The 19,493-nt window shown below is 71.5% G+C and carries 20 protein-coding genes; 16 read left to right on the top strand and 4 right to left on the bottom strand.

Annotation, left to right across the window (positions count from 1 at the left end; genetic code table 11):
• Window positions 1–97 precede the first annotated feature (97 nt).
• From J3P44_RS14525 to J3P44_RS14540, 4 genes are all read left to right on the top strand, one after another.
• The gene (locus J3P44_RS14525) at window positions 98–499 is read left to right on the top strand and encodes a YraN family protein (RefSeq protein WP_255891150.1); all 402 of its coding nucleotides are present in this window, start codon (window positions 98–100) and stop codon (window positions 497–499) included.
• Complete coding sequence (locus J3P44_RS14530; RefSeq protein WP_255891151.1) at window positions 499–2,109, top strand: YifB family Mg chelatase-like AAA ATPase; 1,611 nt, start codon at window positions 499–501, stop codon at window positions 2,107–2,109. The genes J3P44_RS14525 and J3P44_RS14530 overlap by 1 nt, the downstream gene beginning before the upstream one ends.
• A gap of 71 nt (window positions 2,110–2,180) precedes the next feature.
• Window positions 2,181–3,263 (top strand): DNA-processing protein DprA, encoded by a 1,083-nt coding sequence (dprA, locus tag J3P44_RS14535; RefSeq protein WP_372496580.1) that lies wholly within the window; start codon window positions 2,181–2,183, stop codon window positions 3,261–3,263.
• 82 nt (window positions 3,264–3,345) lie between these two features.
• Window positions 3,346–4,245 (top strand): tyrosine recombinase XerC, encoded by a 900-nt coding sequence (locus J3P44_RS14540; protein WP_255891617.1) that lies wholly within the window; start codon window positions 3,346–3,348, stop codon window positions 4,243–4,245.
• Here J3P44_RS14540 and J3P44_RS14545 read toward each other — a convergent pair.
• Complete coding sequence (locus tag J3P44_RS14545) at window positions 4,218–4,841, bottom strand: M23 family metallopeptidase (RefSeq protein ID WP_255891153.1); 624 nt, start codon at window positions 4,839–4,841, stop codon at window positions 4,218–4,220. The two genes, J3P44_RS14540 and J3P44_RS14545, sit on opposite strands and share 28 nt — an antisense overlap.
• 430 nt (window positions 4,842–5,271) lie before the next feature.
• Here J3P44_RS14545 and rpsB point away from each other — a divergent pair, with 430 nt between their 5' ends.
• The 10 genes from rpsB to J3P44_RS14595 all read left to right on the top strand — a co-directional run bounded on the left by rpsB (window position 5,272) and on the right by J3P44_RS14595 (window position 13,995).
• Window positions 5,272–6,297 (top strand): 30S ribosomal protein S2, encoded by a 1,026-nt coding sequence (gene rpsB, locus J3P44_RS14550; protein WP_255891154.1) that lies wholly within the window; start codon window positions 5,272–5,274, stop codon window positions 6,295–6,297.
• Window positions 6,298–6,380: 83 nt separating this feature from the next.
• Window positions 6,381–7,193 (top strand): translation elongation factor Ts, encoded by an 813-nt coding sequence (gene tsf, locus J3P44_RS14555; RefSeq protein WP_255891155.1) that lies wholly within the window; start codon window positions 6,381–6,383, stop codon window positions 7,191–7,193.
• Between the two features lie 235 nt (window positions 7,194–7,428).
• On the top strand, window positions 7,429–8,145 hold the full coding sequence (pyrH, locus tag J3P44_RS14560; protein WP_255891156.1) for a UMP kinase: 717 nt from the start codon (window positions 7,429–7,431) through the stop codon (window positions 8,143–8,145).
• Window positions 8,146–8,196: 51 nt separating this feature from the next.
• A complete protein-coding gene (frr, locus tag J3P44_RS14565) occupies window positions 8,197–8,751 on the top strand; it encodes a ribosome recycling factor (RefSeq protein WP_255891618.1) in 555 nt (184 codons plus the stop codon).
• 9 nt (window positions 8,752–8,760) lie between these two features.
• Window positions 8,761–9,651: a phosphatidate cytidylyltransferase gene (locus tag J3P44_RS14570; protein ID WP_255891157.1), complete on the top strand. Its 891-nt coding sequence runs from the start codon at window positions 8,761–8,763 to the stop codon at window positions 9,649–9,651.
• Window positions 9,651–10,439: a sugar nucleotide-binding protein gene (locus tag J3P44_RS14575; RefSeq protein ID WP_255891158.1), complete on the top strand. Its 789-nt coding sequence runs from the start codon at window positions 9,651–9,653 to the stop codon at window positions 10,437–10,439. Before J3P44_RS14570 ends, J3P44_RS14575 begins: the two co-directional genes overlap by 1 nt.
• Entirely contained in the window at window positions 10,436–10,948 is a 513-nt protein-coding gene (locus tag J3P44_RS14580; RefSeq protein WP_255891159.1) for a histidine phosphatase family protein, read from the top strand. The genes J3P44_RS14575 and J3P44_RS14580 overlap by 4 nt, the downstream gene beginning before the upstream one ends.
• A gap of 66 nt (window positions 10,949–11,014) precedes the next feature.
• Entirely contained in the window at window positions 11,015–11,362 is a 348-nt protein-coding gene (locus J3P44_RS14585) for a hypothetical protein (RefSeq protein WP_255891160.1), read from the top strand.
• Window positions 11,363–11,570: 208 nt separating this feature from the next.
• A complete protein-coding gene (rlmN, locus tag J3P44_RS14590) occupies window positions 11,571–12,722 on the top strand; it encodes a dual-specificity RNA methyltransferase RlmN (RefSeq protein ID WP_255891161.1) in 1,152 nt (383 codons plus the stop codon).
• Window positions 12,723–12,792: 70 nt separating this feature from the next.
• Window positions 12,793–13,995, top strand: a complete 1,203-nt coding sequence (locus tag J3P44_RS14595; protein WP_255891162.1) for a glycosyltransferase family 4 protein — start codon at window positions 12,793–12,795, stop codon at window positions 13,993–13,995.
• On the opposite strand, the gene J3P44_RS14600 is transcribed toward J3P44_RS14595, so the two are convergent.
• Window positions 13,973–15,064, bottom strand: a complete 1,092-nt coding sequence (locus J3P44_RS14600; protein WP_255891163.1) for an LOG family protein — start codon at window positions 15,062–15,064, stop codon at window positions 13,973–13,975. The genes J3P44_RS14595 and J3P44_RS14600 overlap by 23 nt on opposite strands.
• Before the next feature lie 31 nt (window positions 15,065–15,095).
• Window positions 15,096–15,986: a serine protein kinase RIO gene (locus J3P44_RS14605; protein ID WP_255891164.1), complete on the bottom strand. Its 891-nt coding sequence runs from the start codon at window positions 15,984–15,986 to the stop codon at window positions 15,096–15,098.
• 184 nt (window positions 15,987–16,170) lie between these two features.
• Between J3P44_RS14605 and J3P44_RS14610 the strand changes: the two genes are divergently transcribed.
• Window positions 16,171–17,616 carry a M1 family metallopeptidase gene (locus J3P44_RS14610; protein ID WP_255891165.1) on the top strand — a complete coding sequence of 482 codons (1,446 nt, stop codon included), beginning with the start codon at window positions 16,171–16,173 and terminating at the stop codon, window positions 17,614–17,616.
• 11 nt (window positions 17,617–17,627) lie between these two features.
• Window positions 17,628–18,212: an AMP-binding protein gene (locus tag J3P44_RS14615; RefSeq protein ID WP_255891166.1), complete on the top strand. Its 585-nt coding sequence runs from the start codon at window positions 17,628–17,630 to the stop codon at window positions 18,210–18,212.
• A 4-nt stretch (window positions 18,213–18,216) separates the two neighbouring features.
• On the opposite strand, the gene J3P44_RS14620 is transcribed toward J3P44_RS14615, so the two are convergent.
• Window positions 18,217–19,473, bottom strand: coding sequence for an AAA family ATPase (locus tag J3P44_RS14620; RefSeq protein ID WP_255891167.1), 1,257 nt, complete (start codon window positions 19,471–19,473; stop codon window positions 18,217–18,219).
• Between the last annotated feature and the right edge of the window lie 20 nt (window positions 19,474–19,493).

The following is a 19,493-nucleotide window of genomic DNA, read 5'->3' on the forward strand; positions in this document are numbered from 1 at the left end:
CTGTCTCCACAGGCGCGTCCCCGGCCCTCTCGGCAGCGTCGGTGCCGCGCGGTCTGCTGGTGCCTTCCCGATCCTGCCCGACCGGAAGGCACCCACGATGGCCCGATCCGCTGCCGCTTCTCCCTTCACCCCTGACCCCGCCGCCGAGCGCAAGCGGCTGCTGGGTCAGCGTGGCGAGACGATCGCGGCCCGACACCTGACCCAGCGCGGGATGGTGCTGCTCGACCGCAACTGGCGGTGCGAGGTCGGCGAGATCGACCTGGTGCTGCGTGACGGGCAGGTCCTGGTGATCTGCGAGGTGAAGACCCGCACCTCCACCGACTACGGCTCACCCCTCGAGGCCGTCAGCCAGGTCAAGGCCGACCGGCTCAAGCGGCTTGCCTTCCGCTGGTTGCGCGTCCACGACTGCCACCCCGACGACGTCCGCGTCGACATGGTGGGGGTGCTGGCTCCGCCGGGGCGCCCGGTCGAGGTCGAGCACGTGGCGGGGATCGGCTGATGGCCTTCGCGACCGCTCGCACCCTGGCGCTGCGCGGAGCCGACGGGCACGTGATCGACGTGCAGGTCGACGTCTCTCCGGGCGTGCCGGCGACCACGCTGGTCGGCCGGGTCGACAAGAGCTTGTCCGAGGCACGCGATCGCGTGCGGATGGCCATCAACAACGACTGCGGCCGCTGGCCGGCCACCAAGCGGGTCACGGTCCTGCTCTCCCCGGCCGACCTGCCCAAGGCCGGCACCCACTACGACCTGGCCATCGCGATCGCGGTGCTGGCCGCGGACAAGGGGCACGAGGAGCTGGCGCCCGACCTGCTGGAGGGCTGGGCCTTCATCGGGGAGCTCTCGGTCTCCGGTGGGCTGCGACCGGTCCCGGGCGTGCTGCCGATGGTGATCGCTGCGGCCGCGCACGGCATCGACCGGGTGTTCGTGCCGGAGCCGCAGGCCGCCGAGGCCGGGCTGGTGCCCGGCATGACCGTGTTCGGGGTGCGCTCGCTGGCGCAGGTCTCGGCGGTCCTGCGTGGGGCGGAGGTGCCGGAGGCGCCACCGGTGGTCGGCCCCTCGGCCAGCCCGCTGGCCACCTGGCGGGGCGAGGGTCGCCTCGACGACGTCGACCTCGCCGACCTCGACGGGCTCGACGACGTCCGCTACGCCGTCGAGGTCGCCGCCGCCGGCGGCCACCCGCTGATGCTCATCGGACCACGCGGCACCGGCAAGACTTCGATCGCCGAACGGATCCCGACGATCCTGCCTGACCTCACCACCGAGCAGTCCCTCGAGGTCACCGCGCTGCACTCCGTGGCGGGCATCCTGACCGAGGGCTCGGGACTGCTCCGCCGACCGCCGTGGTTCGCGCCGCACCACAGTGCCAGCGCCGCCAGCGTCCTCGGCGGAGGCTCGGGCAGGGTCCGCCCCGGACAGGTCAGCCTCGCCCACCACGGCGTCCTGTTCCTCGACGAGTTCCCCCACTTCCGCGCCGACGTGATCGAGGCGATGCGCCAGCCGCTCGAGTCCGGCGAGGTGACGATCGCACGTGGCGAGGAGGCGGCGACCTATCCCGCTCGCTCGCTGGTCGTGCTGGCGGCCAACCCGTGCCCCTGCGGCAACTTCTACGGCCACGCCGGCGGGTCGCACGCCTGCGAGTGCAGCGAGGTCCAACGGGCCCACTACCAGCGCAAGCTCTCCGGACCGATCCTCGACCGGGTCGACATCTGGATGCAGGTCCGGCCCCAGGGCCCCGGTCGCGGGAGAGGCTTCTCGGGGCCTGCGGAGTCCTCCGCCGACGTACGAGCCCGGGTCGAGGACGCTCGGCGCCGCCAGGCTCGGCGATACCGCGACTGTTCCTGGCTGCTCAACGCTGCCGTGCCCGGTCCGGTCCTGGAGGAGCGCTGGCCGCTGCAGCCGGCGGCGCAGCGCCTGGTCGAGAAGGAGATGGCCGAGGGCCGGTTGACGCGCCGAGGACTCACGCGAGTGCACCGCCTGGCCTGGACGGTCGCCGACTGTGCCGGGGTGGAGCGTCCCGGCACGGCCGAGGCGACTGTCGCGCTGGTCCTGCGCTCCGCCGACCCCGCACGCAGCCTTCCTGCCGACGTCGTACGCGGGATGGCGTCGTGAGCTCCGCGGCGAGGGGTTGTCGCCCAGGCACAGGCTCCGGCGCGAGCGACGCCGACCGGCTGGCGAGGGTCGTGTTGAGCCGTGCCGTCGAGCCCGGGGACCGCACCACGTCCTCGCTGGTGCGACAGATCGGTCCTCAGGGGGCAGTCCGCGAGCAGCTCGCACCCAAAGCGGACAGTGGTCTGCCCGACCGCCTGCGAGAGGTCGACCCCGTCCGTGAGCTGGAGCAGGCCGAGCGTCAGGGCATCCGATTCCTGGTGCCGGGCGACCCCGAGTGGCCGCAGGGGCTCGACGACCTCGACCACATCGACTCCGTTCAGGCCCTTGGCGGCACCCCGCCCGGGCTGTGGGTCAAGGGGCCGATGCCGTTGACCGAGCTGGACACCTCGGTGGCCGTCGTGGGTTCGCGAGCCCTCTCGGTCTACGGCGACGAGGTCGCCCGCGCCATCGCCGGGACGGTGGCCGGGGCGGGGGTCCCCGTCGTCTCGGGTGGTGCGAAGGGCATCGACTTCGCGGCCCACGACGCGGCGCTCCTCGCCGGTGGCGCGACCGTCGCCGTCCTGGCGTGCGGGGTCGACCGCGTCTACCCCGAGCAGAACCGTCGGCTCCTGGCCCACCTCGCCGCCGAGTTCGCCGTGGTCTCCGAGCAGCCTCCCGGCTCCGCCCCGACGCGGATCCGTTTCCTCGCCCGCAACCGCCTCATCGCCGCCCTCACCCGCGGCACCGTCCTGGTCGAGGCCGCGCTGCGCAGCGGGGCCCTCAACACAGTGGGCTGGGCGGAGCAGCTCAGCCGGTCGGTGATGTGCGTGCCCGGCCCCGTCACGAGCTACGTCTCCCAGGGCGTGCACGAGTGGTTCCGACGAGGGGGAGCCTCGTTGGTCACCCACGGCGCCGAGGTCCTGGAGGTCGTCGGCGCAGCCGGCGAGCACCTGGTGGTGGCGCCTCGCGGCGAGGAGCGGCCACGCGACCAGCTCAGCCGCTCCGACCAGCTGGTGCTGGAGCAGGTGCCGGTGAGCTCGCCGGCCTGTGTGGTGTCGATCGCCCGGCTGTGCTCGCTGCACATCCGAGACGCCGACTCCGCGCTGCGTCGGCTGGAGTCGTCCGGGTTCGTGCGGGAGGTCGAGGGCGGATGGCGACTCGCAGGTGCCAGCTGACGCGCGTCCGCGCGCCTACGATCGCGGTGTGAGCGACGAGCAGGACACCGACGGCGACGACCTGGCTGGCCTGCCCGAGTCGATGGTGCGCCTGCTGGGCGACTACGAGCGCCACCTCGTCTCCGAGCGCGACCTGACGCCCCACACGGTCCGCGCCTACCTCGGCGACATCTCCAGCCTGCTCGACCACTGTGTCCGCCTCGGCCTCGACGACGTGGTCGACCTCGACCTCCGCACCCTCCGCAGCTGGCTGGCCAAGCTCCAGACGACCGGCCGCAGCAGGTCGACCATCGCCCGACGAGCCACGGCGGCACGGGTGTTCACCGCGTGGCTGCACCGCACCGGTCGGCTGCCCGCCGACCCTGGGGCTGCCCTGGGGTCACCCAAGAAGCACAAGACACTGCCCGCGGTCCTGCGGGCCGACGAGGCGGAGGCGCTGATCCGCTCCGCCGCCGAGCTCGCCGACGACGGCACCCCGGTCGGGATCCGCGACGTGGCGATGCTGGAGCTGCTCTACGCGACCGGCATCCGGGTCGGGGAGCTCGTCGGGCTCGACATCGACGACGTCGACGCCGAGCGCCGGGTGGTGCGCGTCTTCGGCAAGGGGCGCAAGGAGCGGTCCGTGCCCTACGGCACGCCGGCCGGTCGTGCGGTCGAGCGGTGGCTCACCTCGGCGCGCCCCTCGTTGTGGGTCGAGGGATCCGGGGCGGCGCTGTTCCTCGGGATGCGCGGACGCCGGATCGACCAGCGCGCGGTCCGCGACCTGGTGCACCGGCGCATCGCCGACGTAGCCGGCGCGCCAGACATCGGCCCGCACGGCCTGCGCCACACCGCCGCCACCCACCTGCTCGAGGGCGGGGCGGACCTGCGCTCGGTGCAGGAGCTGCTGGGGCACGCCTCCCTCGCGACGACCCAGCTCTACACCCACGTCACCACCGACAGGCTGCGCCGGGCCTACCAGCAGGCCCACCCTCGGGCTTGACCAGAGCCAGCACGGACCAGGTCAGACCAACAGTCCACCGGCCGCCGCAAGGTGTCCAGCGGGGGAGTCCACGGCAGTCGCATCGGCAGTCGGAGGGCCGCCGGCTCGTCGCGCCACAGGGGCAGCAGACGCACCGGCCCGGTGCCGATCAGGGTCAGCGGATCGACGTACGCCTCACCCTCGATCAGGCCCCAGTGCAGGCACGCGGCGGGGAAGCAGTGGCTGTCGGTGACGACCAGGCGGCCAAGCACGTCTCCCGCCGCCACCGGTTGGCCGCGCTCCACGGAGGCCACGACCGGCTCATAGGTCGTACGGCGCCCTCCGTGCAGCACCGTGACCACGGGCTTGCCCCCGATCGAACCCGCGAACCCGACCGTCCCAGGCAGTGCGGCCCGGACAGCCTGGCCGGCAGCGCCCGCGAGGTCGACGCCCCGGTGCCCGGACGCGTAGGGGTGGGGAGGTGGCTCGAAGCCGCGCACCACCTCCGGCTCAGGGGCGAGCGGCCACACGCCGTCCGGCTGCTCCGGTCCCGCCGACGCGGGCGCGGCGAGGACGTGGAGGACGGCCAGGAGGACGATGCCGACGACGGTTCTCATCCGGCGATCCTGGTCCCGCCCCGGTGCTCGGGCGACCACGGTCGCCCTCGCCTGTGGATCGGCGGCACGGACCGGGGGCTGGGGACGTTTCCGGGCCACGTGCTCACGCTCAGCCCACGCGTGGTTGGGGCGCGCACAGCGATTCGCGCCCCGAGGAATCGGTGGCCTACCATGTGCGGAGCAGTCCACCCGGACTGACTTCGCACGCTCGCAGACCGCGTCGGAATGCTTCCCGGTTCCGGATCGCCCGTGGGCGTCGGTCCTCAGTTCCCACCAGCTCCACCGGTGCGGATCGGACCGGCGTGTGAGCGTCAGGGCACTCGGCACCCGCCGAGCGCAGCAACTGAAAACAACAGGAGTCCCGCTCCCGGCTCGCACCTGATTCAAGGTCGGGCACATCGGTGGCGCCTCCGCGAAAACAGGAGAACCCATGGCAGTCGTCACCATGCGCCAGCTGCTCGAGAGCGGCGTCCACTTCGGTCACCAGACCCGTCGTTGGAACCCCAAGATGAAGCGCTTCATCATGACCGAGCGCAACGGCATCTACATCATCGACCTGCAGCAGTCGCTCGCCTACATCGACCGCTCCTACGCGTTCGTCAAGGAGACCGTCGCCCGCGGCGGTGTCGTGATGTTCGTCGGCACCAAGAAGCAGGCCCAGGAGGCCATCGCCGAGCAGGCGACGCGCGTCGGCATGCCCTACGTCAACCAGCGCTGGCTCGGCGGCATGCTCACCAACTTCCAGACCGTGCACCAGCGGATCAACCGCCTCAAGGAGCTCGACGAGATCGACTTCGACAACGTCGCCGGCTCCAACCGCACCAAGAAGGAGCTCCTGCAGATGAAGCGGGAGCGCGACAAGCTCGACAAGACCCTCGGCGGCATCCGCGAGATGTCCAAGGTCCCCTCCGCCGTGTGGATCGTCGACACCAACAAGGAGCACCTGGCTGTCGAGGAGGCGCGCAAGCTGCGGATCCCGATCATCGGCATCCTCGACTCCAACTGCGACCCCGACCTGGTCGACTTCCCGATCCCGGGCAACGACGACGCCATCCGCGCGGTCGGCCTGCTGACCCGCGTGGTCGCCGACGCCGTCGCCGAGGGCCTCATCGCTCGCTCCGGTGCGAAGGCCGGCGACGCTGACGAGACCGTCGGCGCCGAGGAGCCGCTGGCCGAGTGGGAGCGCGAGCTGCTCACCGGTGACGCGGACAAGGCGGCCGCTGCCGCCACGGGCGACGCCGCCGCCGAGACCCCGGCCTCCGAGGCCACCGGTGCCGCGTCCGAGGCCCCCCAGGCCGACGCCGCTGCCGAGGCCGCGACCGAGGCTCCCGCCGAGACCGAGGCTGCGACGGAGGCTTCCGCCGAGACCGAGGCTCCCGCCGAGGCCGAGGCTGCGACCGAGGCTCCGGCCGAGGCCGAGGCGAAGCCGGCCACGAAGGCCGCCAAGAAGGACTGATCGACGGAAGCCGGCCACGGGGACACCCGTGGCCGGCCTTCGCTCGTCCGCCCGACCACCCCAGAACCGAAGGAAGAAGGATCATGGCCGACTTCACCGCCGCCGACGTCAAGAAGCTCCGTGAGCTGACCCAGGCCGGGATGATGGACTGCAAGAAGGCGCTCACCGAGGCCGACGGCGACTTCGACAAGGCCGTCGAGCTGCTCCGCGTCAAGGGTGCCGCCAAGGCTGCGGCCCGCGGCGCCGAGCGCGAGACCGCCGCGGGGCTCGTCGCCACCGCCGGCAACGCCCTGGTCGAGCTCAAGAGCGAGACCGACTTCGTCGCCAAGAACGAGGACTTCATCGCCAAGGCCCAGCAGATCGCCGAGGTCGCCAACACCGTGAAGGCCGCCGACACCGCTGCCCTCAAGGCCGCCGAGCTCGACGGCAAGACCGTCGGTGAGGTCGTCGAGGACCTGGCCATCACCATCGGCGAGAAGATCGAGCTGGGCGAGGTCGCCTACTTCGACGGCAACACCGTCACCTACATGCACAAGCGTGCCGCCGACCTGCCGCCCGCCGTGGGCGTGCTTGTCGAGTTCGAGGGTGACGAGGCCGCCGCCCGTGCCGCCGCGATGCAGATCGCCGCGATGAAGGCGCAGTACCTCACCCGCGACGAGGTCCCCGCGGACGTCGTCGAGTCCGAGCGCTCCATCGCCGAGCAGAAGACGCGCGAGGAGGGCAAGCCCGAGCAGGCGATCGCCAAGATCGTCGAGGGTCGCCTGGGCGGGTTCTACAAGGAGATCGTGCTCCTCGAGCAGGAGTCGGTCACCGAGTCGAAGAAGTCGGTCAAGGCCGTCCTCGACGCGGCCGGCACCACCGTCACGCGGTTCGCCCGCTTCGAGGTCGGCGCCTGACGCACCTGGGCACCCCAGGAGCCCTGAGCCACCGCTCACCCGAGCACTGACCGGGGCCCGTACGCACTGCGTACGGGCCCCGGTTGCATTTCCCCTGGGTCCCTCTGGTCACCGACCTGTCGCGTCCACGCGCCCGCTCGGGGTGTCACGCCACTGGTCGAGCGCGCGGGTTCGCCGCCTGTCTCTGCTGTCGAGTAGGTTTCTCGGGACCACGTGGCGTGCGAAGGGATCGAAGTTGACGGCCTACGACCGAGTTCTCCTCAAGCTCTCCGGCGAAGTGTTCGGTGGTGGTGAGGTGGGGCTGGACCTCGACGTCATCAACACCTTGGCTGCCGAGATCGCCGAGGTCGCCAAGGGTGGCGTCCAGATCGCCATCGTCGTGGGCGGAGGCAACTTCTTCCGCGGCGCCGAGCTCCAGCAGCGGGGCATGGAGCGCGCCCGCGCCGACTACATGGGGATGCTCGGCACGGTCATGAACTGCCTCGCGCTCCAGGACCTGATCGAGAAGCACGGGGTGGAGACGCGCGTCCAGACCGCGATCACCATGGGCCAGGTCGCCGAGCCCTACATCCCGCGCCGCGCCATCCGCCACATGGAGAAGGGCCGCGTCGTGATCTTCGGCGCCGGTGCCGGGATGCCGTTCTTCTCCACCGACACCGTCGCTGCCCAGCGTGCGCTGGAGACCCGCTGCGAGGTCATCCTGATGGGCAAGCAAGGTGTGGACGGCGTCTTCGACTCCGACCCCAAGACCAACCCTGGTGCGGTGCAGTTCGACCGCCTCACCTACGACGAGTACCTCGCCCGGGATCTCAAGGTCGCAGACGCCACGGGCATCGCCATGGCGCGCGACAACAGGATGGACATGGTCTTCTTCAACCTGTCCACCCCCGGCAACATCGTGCGCGCGGTCCGAGGTGACAAGATTGGCACGCTGGTGAGCAGCTCGGCCTGACCTGGGCGCCACCACCCGCACTCCACGTACGACGAGAGAGAGCTCACCGTGATCAACGACGTCATGAACGATGCCGACGCCAAGATGGGCAAGTCCGTCGAGGCGACCCGCGAGGAGTTCGCCGCGATCCGGGCCGGCCGCGCCAACCCGGCGATGTTCGCCAAGATCACGGCCGACTACTACGGCACCCAGACTCCGCTGCAGCAGCTGGCGAGCTTCACCTCGCAGGACGCGCGCACCATCTTGATCCAGCCCTTCGACATTGGTGCGATGGGCAACATCGAGCGCGCGATCCGCGACTCCGACCTGGGCGTGAACCCCGCCAACGACGGCAAGGTCCTGCGCTGCGTCTTCCCCGAGCTGACCGAGGAGCGCCGCAAGGAGTACATCAAGCTCGCCCGGTCCAAGGCCGAGGACGGCCGTGTTTCCGTGCGCAACATCCGCCGGACGGCCAAGCAGGCGCTGGAGAAGCTGGAGAAGGACGGCGAGGTCGGCAAGGACGACGTGACCGGCGCCGAGAAGCGCTTGGACGCGATGACCAAGACCCACACCGACAAGATCGACGACCTGCTCAAGCACAAGGAAGCCGAGCTGCTCGAGGTCTGAGCTCCCCCTATGACGACATCCGACTCTTCGGCCGCGCCGGCCGCCCCGAAGAAGGATCACGGCCGTGCGGGTCGCGACCTCCCGAAGGCCATCACCTCGGCGCTCGTGCTGGTCGCGGCGATCCTGCTGTCGCTCTTCTTCTGGAAGACGGCGTTCATGGGCATCGTGGCGGTGGCCGTCGCGGTGGCCGTGTGGGAGCTGCACCGCGGCCTCGCGGCCAAGGGTCTCGACATCCCGGAGCAGCCGCTCATGCTCGGCGGGGTGGTGATGGTCGGTGTCGCCTACTTCTGGGGCGCCCCCGCGCTCGTCACCGCCACCGCCGTCACCGCACTGGTGGTCATGCTGTGGCTGCTGCGCCGCGGCGTCGACGGCTACGTCAAGAACGCCACCGCGTCGGTGTTCACGATCGTCTACGTCCCGTTCCTCGCGTCGTTCGTCGCCCTGCTGCTCTCGGAAGGGGGATCCACCCCGGCGTTCGGCCTCGACCTCGACGACGCGGGTGTGCGCGGCGTGATCACGTTCATCGCCATCACCGTGGCCTCGGACACAGGTGGCTACGTCGCGGGCGTCCTGTTCGGCAAGCACCCGATGGCCCCGGTCATCTCGCCCAAGAAGTCGTGGGAAGGCTTCGCCGGGTCAGTGGTGGTCTGCATCGCGGTCGGCGTGTGGCTGGTGACCGCGTTCCTCGGCGGCGACTGGTGGGTCGGCGTGCTCCTGGGAGTGATCTCCGCCGTGATGGCCACGCTCGGCGACCTCTGTGAGTCCGTCATCAAGCGCGACCTGGGCATCAAGGACATGAGCCAGGTGATCCCCGGCCACGGCGGTCTGATGGACCGGCTGGACTCCTTGCTCGCGACGGTCGCCCCGATCTGGCTGATCCTCTACTACCTCGTCTTCTGATGCGCCTTCTCGTCACGGGTGGACGAGGCGGTTACCTCGGCCGACACGTCGTCCGCGCGGCACGTGAGGCGGGGCACGACGTGGTGGCCGTCGGCTCCGTCGACGCCGACGTCCGCGATCGCGCGGCGGTGCACGCGCTGGTGGCGCGGCACGCCCCGGATGCGATCGTCCACACGGCCTACGACCAGTCCGACTGGGACGTCACGGCGACCGGGGCCGCCCACCTGGCGCTCGCGGCCGCCCGCCACGGGGTCCGGATGGTGCTCGTCTCCTCCGACGCGGTCTTCAGCGGCCGGTCCCCTGCGTACGACGAGTCGGCACGACCCGACCCGATCACCGCGTACGGCGCGGCCAAGGCGGCGGCGGAGACGGCCGCCCTGGCCGTGGTGGACGACGTGGTGGTCGCTCGCACGTCCCTGATCTGTGGCGACGGCCGGTCCAAGCACGAGGACCTGGTGCACCGAGCCGTCGGCGGTGCCGACGTGGCCCTGTTCGAGGACGAGGTGCGGTGTCCGGTGCACGTGGGCGACCTGGCGAGCGCCCTCGTCGAGCTGGCTGCGGGCAGCCGTCGCGGTGTCCTGCACCTCGGCGGTGCCGACGACGTGAGCAGGCTGGAGCTCGGGCGCCTGGTCGCTGTCCGCGACGGCCTGGATCCATCCGCGTTGCGCGCAGGCAGGCGCGCCGACCTCGAGGATCCGGGGCCGATCCGCGTGCGCCTCGACTCCTCCCTGGCAGGGCGGACGCTGGTGACCAGGCTCCGCGGGGCGAGAGAGTTCCTCGCGCCATGACCCTGTTCCTCGTGCGCCACGGGCGTCCTCTCGCGGCGCCCGGCGTGTCCGCCGCCGAGTGGGACCTGGACCCAGCGGCGTACGACGACGTGTGGGCGCTGCGATCCTCGGGCCGTCTCCCGGCCAGGGCCGCGTGGTTCACCTCGCCCGAGCCGAAGGCGATCCAGACCGCCCAGCTGCTCACCGACGCCGACGTGGGTGTGCTGCCGGACCTGCACGAGCACGAGCGGTCGGGGGAGCGGATCGAGGACTTCCCCGGCGCCGTACGTCGAGCCTTCAGGCGACCGGACGAGCCGGCGGTCGAGGGCTGGGAGCCGCTGACCTCGTGCCGCGAGCGCGTCGTCCCAGCCGTACGCCGGGTGCTGGAGGTGCACGGCGACGAGGACGTGGTCCTCGTGGGGCACGGCACTGCCTGGACCCTCGTCGTCGCGGACCTCACCGGCCAGCCGCCCGACCTCGCCCGCTGGGAGATGCTGGCCACGCCCGACCTGATCTCCGTCGATGCCTGAGCCGGGATCTCCGTCGCCGGGCGTGCCCACCGGCGCCGCCGGATCTCGAGCCTCTAGGGTGGCGGCGTGGAGACCGACGAGATGAGCCAGGTGGAGGAGCCGCGCGAGCGACCCTTCGAGTGGTGGCACCACAGCCACCCCACGTTCGCAGGCATCACCGGTTTCTTCGCCGGCATGCTCTTCGTCACGGCCGTCCCCGGCGCCTTCGTCGGCATCCTGCGGCTCCTCTTCACCTACGAGACGGCCGAACAGCTGTTCCCGTTCGTGCTCCTCGCGCTCGCGCTGCCGATCTTCTTGCTGATCAAGCGCAAGACCCGTCGCTTCGCTCAGTTCATGTTCGTCGGCATGGTCGTGACCGCGCTCGTCGTCCTCGGCGTCGCCTCGCTGGTGCTCTACTTCATGGTCGACGCCTGAGCCCTGATCCACGAATCTCTCGCCTGCTGCGCGTCACCATCCGGGCGCGTTGGCTGCGTTGTCGCACACTCGACGGGCCTCCGGCCCGCCCTCGGCACTCCGCCTTGCCACCGCAACCGCCTGGTGACGCTCGCGACGGCGTCGATTCGTGGATCAGGGCTGGCCGCTGAATCGCCCCCGTGCCGCCGGAGGTGGGAGGATCGGTGCGATGTCCCCCTCAGACCCCGTGCAGCCGGATCAGCCGATCAAGACCCTGCCGCTCGTCTTCGACGAGCCGCGCGGCCGCAAGAAGCCGCCGCGGCACCTCGCCGACCTCGACGAGGCCGGTCGCAAGGCGCTGCTCGAGGAGATGGGCCTGCCCGGCTTCCGCGCCAAGCAGCTCTCGATGCACTACTTCGGGCGGCTGGCCGACGACCCGGCGACGATGACCGACCTGCCCGCCACCCAGCGCGACGAGCTGGTGGCAGCGCTGCTGCCCGCACTCATGACCCCGCTGCGCACGATGGAGGCGGACAAGGGCACCACGCGCAAGACGCTGTGGAAGCTCTTCGACGGCGCCCTCGTCGAGTCGGTGCTCATGCGCTACCCCGACCGCGCCACCGTCTGCGTCTCCAGCCAGGCCGGCTGTGGGATGGCCTGCCCGTTCTGCGCCACCGGCCAGGGCGGCCTCCAGCGCAACATGTCGACCGCCGAGATCGTCGAGCAGGTCGTCGCCGGTGCCCGGTCCATGGCGCGCGGCGAGGTCCCCGGCGGCCCGGGTCGGGTCTCCAACGTGGTCTTCATGGGCATGGGGGAGCCGCTGGCCAACTACAAGGCCGTCATCGGAGCCGTACGCCGCCTCGTCGACCCCTCGCCGGCCGGTCTCGGCATGAGCGCCCGCGGGATCACCGTCTCCACCGTCGGCCTCGTGCCCCGGATCCGCCAGCTGACCGAGGAGGGCATCCCGGTCACCCTGGCGCTGAGCCTGCACGCGCCCGACGACGAGCTGCGCAACGAGCTGGTCCCGATCAACACCCGCTTCTCGGTCGCCGAGACCGTCGAGGCCGCCTGGAACTACGCCGCCACGACCAAGCGTCGCGTCTCGATCGAGTACGCCATGATGCGCGGCATCAACGACCAGGCCGAGCGTGCCGACCTGCTGGGCGACGTGCTCAGCTCCTACGGCGACTGGGGCTGGGTGCACGTCAACCTCATCCCGCTCAACCCCACGCCGGGATCCAAGTGGACCGCCTCGGACCCCAAGGACGAGCGCGAGTTCGTCCGGCGTCTCGAGGCCAAGGGCATCCCGACCACGGTCCGCGACACCCGCGGCCGCGAGATCGACGGAGCCTGCGGCCAGCTCGCCGCGACCGAAGCCTGACGCTCGCTGTTCACGTGTCGGCCGCGTCGACACCACGAGCCGTTGCGGACGCCTTCGTAGCGTCCGTGCCATGGACCTGCTCGAGAGGCGGCGTCGCAGCCGCACCGTTCCGGCACACCTCGTCACTCTTCCACGGCCCGCGACCTCGAAGCTCCGCGTCCTGGTCGTCACCGAGTCGTTCCTGCCCCAGGTCAACGGCGTCACCAACTCGGTGCGCCGCGTCCTGGAGCACCTCGCCGCCGAGGGCCACCAGGCCGAGCTGATCGCGCCGACCGGCCCGGAGGCGTACGCCGGGTTCCCGGTCACCCACGCACGTGGCGCGAACCTGCCGTTCTACGCCGAGTTCCGGATCGGCCTGGAGACCCGCCGCCGGCTCCGTGCCGCCATGCAGCGGTTCCGGCCGGACGTCGTGCACATCGCCTCGCCTGCCGCCCTGGGCTACCAGGCCGCGAAGGCCGCGCGCTCGCTGGGCATCCCCACCGTCGCGATCTACCAGACCGACCTCGTGGGGTTCGCCGACCGGTACGCCGTCCCTGGGGGCGCCCGCGCGATGGAGTCCCTCACCCGGCGGATCCACCTCGGCGTCGACCGCACACTGGCGCCGTCGACCGCGAGCATCGACCAGCTCCACCGACTGGGCATCAGCGACGTGGCGCGCTGGCCGCGGGGGGTGGACCAGGTCCTCTTCGACCCGGCGCGGCGCGACGAGTCGCTCCATGCGGAGCTCGCGCCGCACGGCGAGCAGCTCGTCGGCTACGTCGGCCGGCTGGCCCCCGAGAAGGAGCTCGAGCTTCTCGTCCACGTCGACCGGCTGCCGGGAGTCCGACTGGTGCTCGTCGGCGGCGGCCCCGAGGAGGCCAGGCTCAGGAGGCTGCTCCCCGATGCCGCGTTCCTCGGCGTGCTGCACGGCGACGAGCTCGCCCGCGCCTACGCCACCCTCGACGTCTTCGTGCACACGGGGCGCCACGAGACCTACTGCCAGTCGGCCCAGGAGGCGCTGGCGAGCGGCGTACCGGTGGTGGCGCCCCGGGCCGGCGGTCCGATCGACGTGGTCGACGACACCGTCGCGGGACATCTCTACGAGCCCGGGAGTGCCGAGGAGCTGGTCGCCCACGTCGAGCGCCTGGTCACGCACCCGGTGCTGCGGTTGCGGATGGGCCGCGCGGCACGGCACAGCGTGCGTGACCGGACCTGGCAGGCGGTCAACGACCTGCTCCTGAGCCACTACCGCGACGTGGCCGCGCCCGTCGTCAGCCGGCGCCGCGCGGGGTGAGCGAGACCCTCTCCACGGCCTCGTCGATGCTGTCGACGAGGTGGACGTGGGGCTCCATCGCCCGGCCGCGCGCCAGTGCCTGGAGCAGGGGCCAGACCGGCAGCTCCTCGGTCCAGTGCCGTCGCCCGACAAGCACCATCGGCGCGAGCGACGACTCGTCGGCGTAGTAGTTCTCGCAGGCGTCCTGGAAGACCTCCTGCACCGTGCCTCCGGCACCCGGCAGGAACACGATGCCTGCGTTGCAGATCTCGAGCAGCAGCGCCTCGCGCGGCGCGTTGCGGAAGAACTTCGCGATCGCGGTCGCGAAGGCGTTGGGCGGCTCGTGGCCGTAGTGCCAGGTCGGGATGCCGAGCGAGTCGCGGCCACCGGCGGTCGTCCCGACCACCCCGAGCGCAACCCGCGCCCAGGCGCCGATGTCGGGCCGGAACGAGGGCACCTGCGCGACGGCCGCCAGCGCGGCGTCCAAGTCACCGTCGGGGACGAACGCACCCAGGTTGGCCGCCTCCATCGCACCCGGTCCACCACCGGTGGCCACGACCAGGCGCAAGCCGAGCGCGTGGCCGAGCCGCGCCGCGTCGGCGTACGTCTCGCTGCCCCGCTCGATCGCGTGCCCGCCCATGATCCCCACCACGTCGCGACCGGCCACCCACTCCGTGAGCGCCGCGTCGACGTGGTGGTCGTGGAGCGCCTTCGCCAGCGCGTTGTCGGGCCCGCCCGCGCTGCGCGACCAGGCGTACGCCCGCGCGTCGAGGCAGTCCTCGTAGCGCGGGGCGTCGTAGAGGTCGCCCGGCGAGTAGAGCGTCGCGCGGTAGGGGTTGACGGGGATCCCCGGGATCGCGTGCAGCACGATCCCGCCGGCCCGACGTACGGCGTCGTCCTCGCCGTCGGCGAACTCGCAGCCCAGGAACAGCGCCTGGGCCAGGGACCGGTCCAGCAGCTCGGGACCGCGCGAGCTCAGGTCGAGCCCGACCACGCGCCAGCCCGCCAGCGACCTCACGCCGGTCGCCAGGCGACGGTCGAGGTCGGCCAGTGAGGTGACGTCGAGGACGCGTCCGCGGCTGTGCTTCACGCACGCCAACCTATGCCGCTGCGTTCCCGAGTCAGAACGCGTGCGCCATCAGGTCCCCGAACAGCTCCTGCTCGTCGACGTCGAGCCCGCGAGAGCGGAACCAGCCGCACATGTTGGCGCAGTCGCGGAGCAGGAAGTCCATGCCGCGCGGGTTGCCCACCAGGTCGACCATCTGCGGGAGGTCGATGATGACGAGCCGCTCGCCGGCGGCGAGCGTGTTGTAGGGCGACAGGTCACCGTGCACCAGCCCCGCCTGGACGAGCGTGCCGAGCGCGTCGCGAAGCTGGTCGAAGTAGCCCTGGACGACCCGGGGCTCCGGGCGGACCTGGGACACGCGCGGCGCGGTCTCCCCGTCGAAGGTGATCCACTCCATCATGATCTCGGTCTCGTCGATCTGGACGGGGTAGGGGACCGGCAGGCCGAGCTCCCAGCAGCGGCGCAGCGCGTTCCACTCCGAGATCGCCCACTCGCCGGCCGCGACCTGGCGGCCCCACGTCGACTTGCGCTTGAGGGCGCGGTTGTCGCGTGAGCGCTTCATGGACCGGCCCTCGGTGTAGGACGCAGCGCGGTGGAAGGTCCGGTGGTCGGTGTCGCGATAGCGCTTGGCCGCCATCACGACGCCACCCTCGCTGTCGTGAGGATCGGAGCGCTCGACCAGGAAGACGTCGGCCTCCTTGCCGGTCTTGAGGTCGCCGAGCTCGGTGTCGATGGCGCCGCTGGACGTCACGACCCAGTCGGGGCGCGGCTCGGGACCCCTCATCAGGGCTTCGAGGTCCTCCCAGCGGGACCATCGTTGGCCGTCGCCGAGCTCGTCGGCGTAGGCGTCGTAGGTGAAGACGAACGAGTCGTCGATGCCCTCGGTGGGCAGACGGTCGTCAGGCCGGAAGAAGTCCTCCGGAAAGGATCGGTCGAGGTGAGACATGTCGTGCGACAAGGTGGGTGCTCCGTGTGTGTGAAAGGTGGTCGGCGGGCAGGCCGAGGACAGTGATCGACATGTCACGACTCCTTTCACAGGCGGGCGGCGCGAGTCGGCGCCCGGAGTACGCCGTCCAGTCTGACGCAGGCACCGGCACGCCGCACCCGGTTTTGTCGGCTAGGTTCAGGCGGTGACCACGCGAACCTTCCACCGGCCCCTCCTGGCTGTCGCGCTGTGCGGAGCGATGACCGTCGCCCTGCCCAGCCTCACGGCGTCCGCAGGCTCCTCCCGGACCGCCGACGAGCGGGTCGACGGGTCCTCCGGCATCGGCGACCCCTACTGGCCGCTCGACGGCAACGGCGGCATCGACGTGGCGTCGTACACCATCTCCAACCGCTACGCGCTCGCGACCAAGCGCCTCAGCGGTCGGACGTCTGTGCGGCTGACCGCGACGGATGACCTCACCAGCTTCTCCCTCGACTTCCTCCTGCGCGTCTCGAAGGTGACCGTCGACGGGGCGAGTGCCACCTTCGACCGGACCGACGGCGGCCACGAGCTGCGGATCGCCCCCGCCGAACCGCTCGCCGCTGGGACGGAGCACACCGTCGTCGTGCGCTACGCCGACCACCCGGCCAAGTACTCCTACGCGGGTGAGAGGAACTGGCTGGCCAGCAAGCGCGAGGTCGTCACCATGAACGAGCCGCACATGGCGCCATGGTGGTTCCCCTCCAACGACCACCCGCTCGACAAGGCGATCGTCGACGTCAGGATCCAGGTGCCCAACGGCCGTGAGGTGATCTCCAACGGCAAGCTGGTCGGCCGCAAGGTCCGCAAGGCCTCGACCACCTGGCACTGGCGCGCCGACGAGCCGATGGTCCCCTACCTCGCGTTCTTCGCCGCCGGTGACTTCACGATCGCCCGGGGCAGGCACCAGGGGCTGCCCTGGCTGGTGGCTGTCTCGCAGCGCCTCAGCAAGGGCGACCAGCGGGCCAGCATGCGGTTGATGAAGAAGACCCCGGCCATCGTCGCCGGGCTCGAGAAGGACCTCGGCGACTACCCGTTCTCGGTCGTGGGCGGCATCACCACCGGGCTCAACCCCGGCTTCGCGCTGGAGAACCAGACCCGTCCCACCTATCCCGCCGTCGGCGGCAGCTACACCAGCCTCGTGGTGCACGAGCTCGCCCACCAGTGGTTCGGCGACGACATCGCCGTGCAGGGCTGGCGCGACATCTGGCTCAACGAGGGGTTCGCCACCTTCATGGAGTGGCGCTGGACGGAGACCCACCGCGGCCGCTCGGCCGCTCGGATCCTGCGCAGCTACTACGACAACGTTCCGTCGACGTCGGACTTCTGGAGGGTGACCGTGGCCGATCCCGGCGCCACCAAGGTCTTCGACGGTGCGATCTACGGCCGAGGTGCGATGACCCTGCAGGCCCTGCGCAACCGCGTCGGCGACGCGACCTTCTGGAAGATCGTCCGCACCTGGATCCGGGAGCAGCGCGGCGGCAACGGATCGACCGAGGAGTTCGAGGAGCTCGCCGGCCGCGTCACGGGTCAGGACCTGGGCAGCTTCTTCACCGCCTGGCTGCGGACGCCGTCGAAGCCGGCGATGACCGCGGACAACGGGCTGTCCTGACGGTGTCGCCCGTGAGAGAGGTGGCCTGGTTCCGGCCGCCGGCTGACGACGCCGGCACCCTCAACGCCTGCTACAACGCCCTCGACATCCATGTCATCCGAGGTCGCGCCGACGACGTCGCCCTCGTCGATGCGGACGGCGAGTGGACGTTCGCACGACTCCTCACCGACGTGGCCGCCTGCGCCGGGGTGCTGCAGGCGTTCGGCGTCGGGGTCGGCGACCGGGTCGCGGTCGGCGACCTGTCGCTCCGGACGTTGGTCACCGTGGTGCTGGCGATCGCCCGCGTGGGCGCGGTGGCGGTGTACGACAACTCGGCCGCTCCGGACGCCCCGGTGCGGGTCGGCAGTGCGGACGGGGCCGTCACGTTCGGCATCGACGACGAGGAGGTGCCGTGGGACGTCGCGCTGCGCGCCGGGCGGACCGACCCGGCGCCGTGCGCCGACGTACCAGGTGACGCGATCCTCTCGTGCCACGGTGACGACACCCTGTCCGTGCTCGAGGCGCTCGGCGCGACGGACGGGCCGACGCCGACCACGGCCGGTGCCGCCCTCGTCGAGGTCGGCGGCCTGGAGATGTGGTCGTTCGCCGGGCGGTAGCCGGCTAGCGCTGCTTGCGCAGCCACTTGGCCAGGTCGTCGTACTCGCCCGAGGCGTTGGCGTAGAGCGCGACGTTGCGGGCAGTCTCCATCCAGGGTCCGATCGAGGGTCGGATCTCGCTGAGTGCCTGGTCGAAGTCCGCCATGCCGATCATCCGCACCTTTCCGGAGCCGACGGACTCCATGAGCGCGTTCTCGGACGCCGATTCGCACAGATGGGCGAGGTCGGCGCCGCTGAAGCCTTCGGTGGCCTTGGCCAGCCGTCGGGTGTCGATGCGCTCGACGGGCCGGTCGCGCAGGTGCGTGCGCAGGATCGCCTCGCGCGCCTCCCGGTCGGGCGGAAGCACGAGCAGGGTGCGGTCCAGGCGACCAGGTCGGCGCAGGGCGGGGTCCACGTCCCAGGGGTGGTTGGTGGCGGCGAGGACGAAGACGCCCTCGTTGTCCGATCCGACGCCGTCGAGCTCGGTGAGGAGCTGGTTGACGGTCGTCCGGGTGCCGGAGTTGCGGGTCAGCGACCGCTTCTGCCCGATCGCGTCCAGCTCGTCGAGGAACAGCACGCAGGGGGCCGAGCTGCGGGCGACCTCGAACAGCTCCTTGACGTTGCGCTCGCTCTGCCCGATGTACATGTCGAGCACATCGGCGAGCGAGACGTGGATGAACGAGGCGCCCAGCTCGCCGGCGACCGCCTTGGCGAGGTACGTCTTGCCGCATCCCGGCGGGCCGTAGAGCAGCAGCCCGCCGCGGAGGGACTTGCCGTAGAGGCGGCGCAGCTCGGGGTTGCGCAGCGGCGCCAGGAAGCTCGCCTCGAGGCGCTTCTTGACCTCGCTCAACCCGCCGACGTCGGCGAGGCGGATGCCGACCAACTCCACGTCGTACGGCGCCGGGCCGGGGTCCTCGGTGGAGCCGTCGACGAACATCGGCCCGACGGTCTCCCCGACGTCGGACTCGGCGGCGTGCCAGTCGAACTCGGTCGGCACGGCAGGAGAGCGGGGCTCCCGGGCGGTCTGGTCGCCACTGCCGCTCGCTGTGTCGACCGGATCGTCATCGGGCCGTGGTGCCGACGCGGTGCCCATCGCGCGCGACATCACGTCTCGGGCCTCGAGGGAGCCCGGCTCCGCGGCCAGCACGGTGGCGGCGTGCTCGACGGCCTCGGGCCCGCGCCCGGCGTCCACGAGCAGGCCGGCGAGGTGCAGCCGGAGCGTCAGGTCAGCGGGGGCAGCTCGTACGGCGGCGCTCAGGCTCTCGATCAGTCGCTCGTCCACCCGGCCACCCTAGGAGGACG

Source organism: Nocardioides astragali (genome assembly GCF_024436375.1).
Classification (GTDB): domain Bacteria; phylum Actinomycetota; class Actinomycetes; order Propionibacteriales; family Nocardioidaceae; genus Nocardioides; species Nocardioides astragali.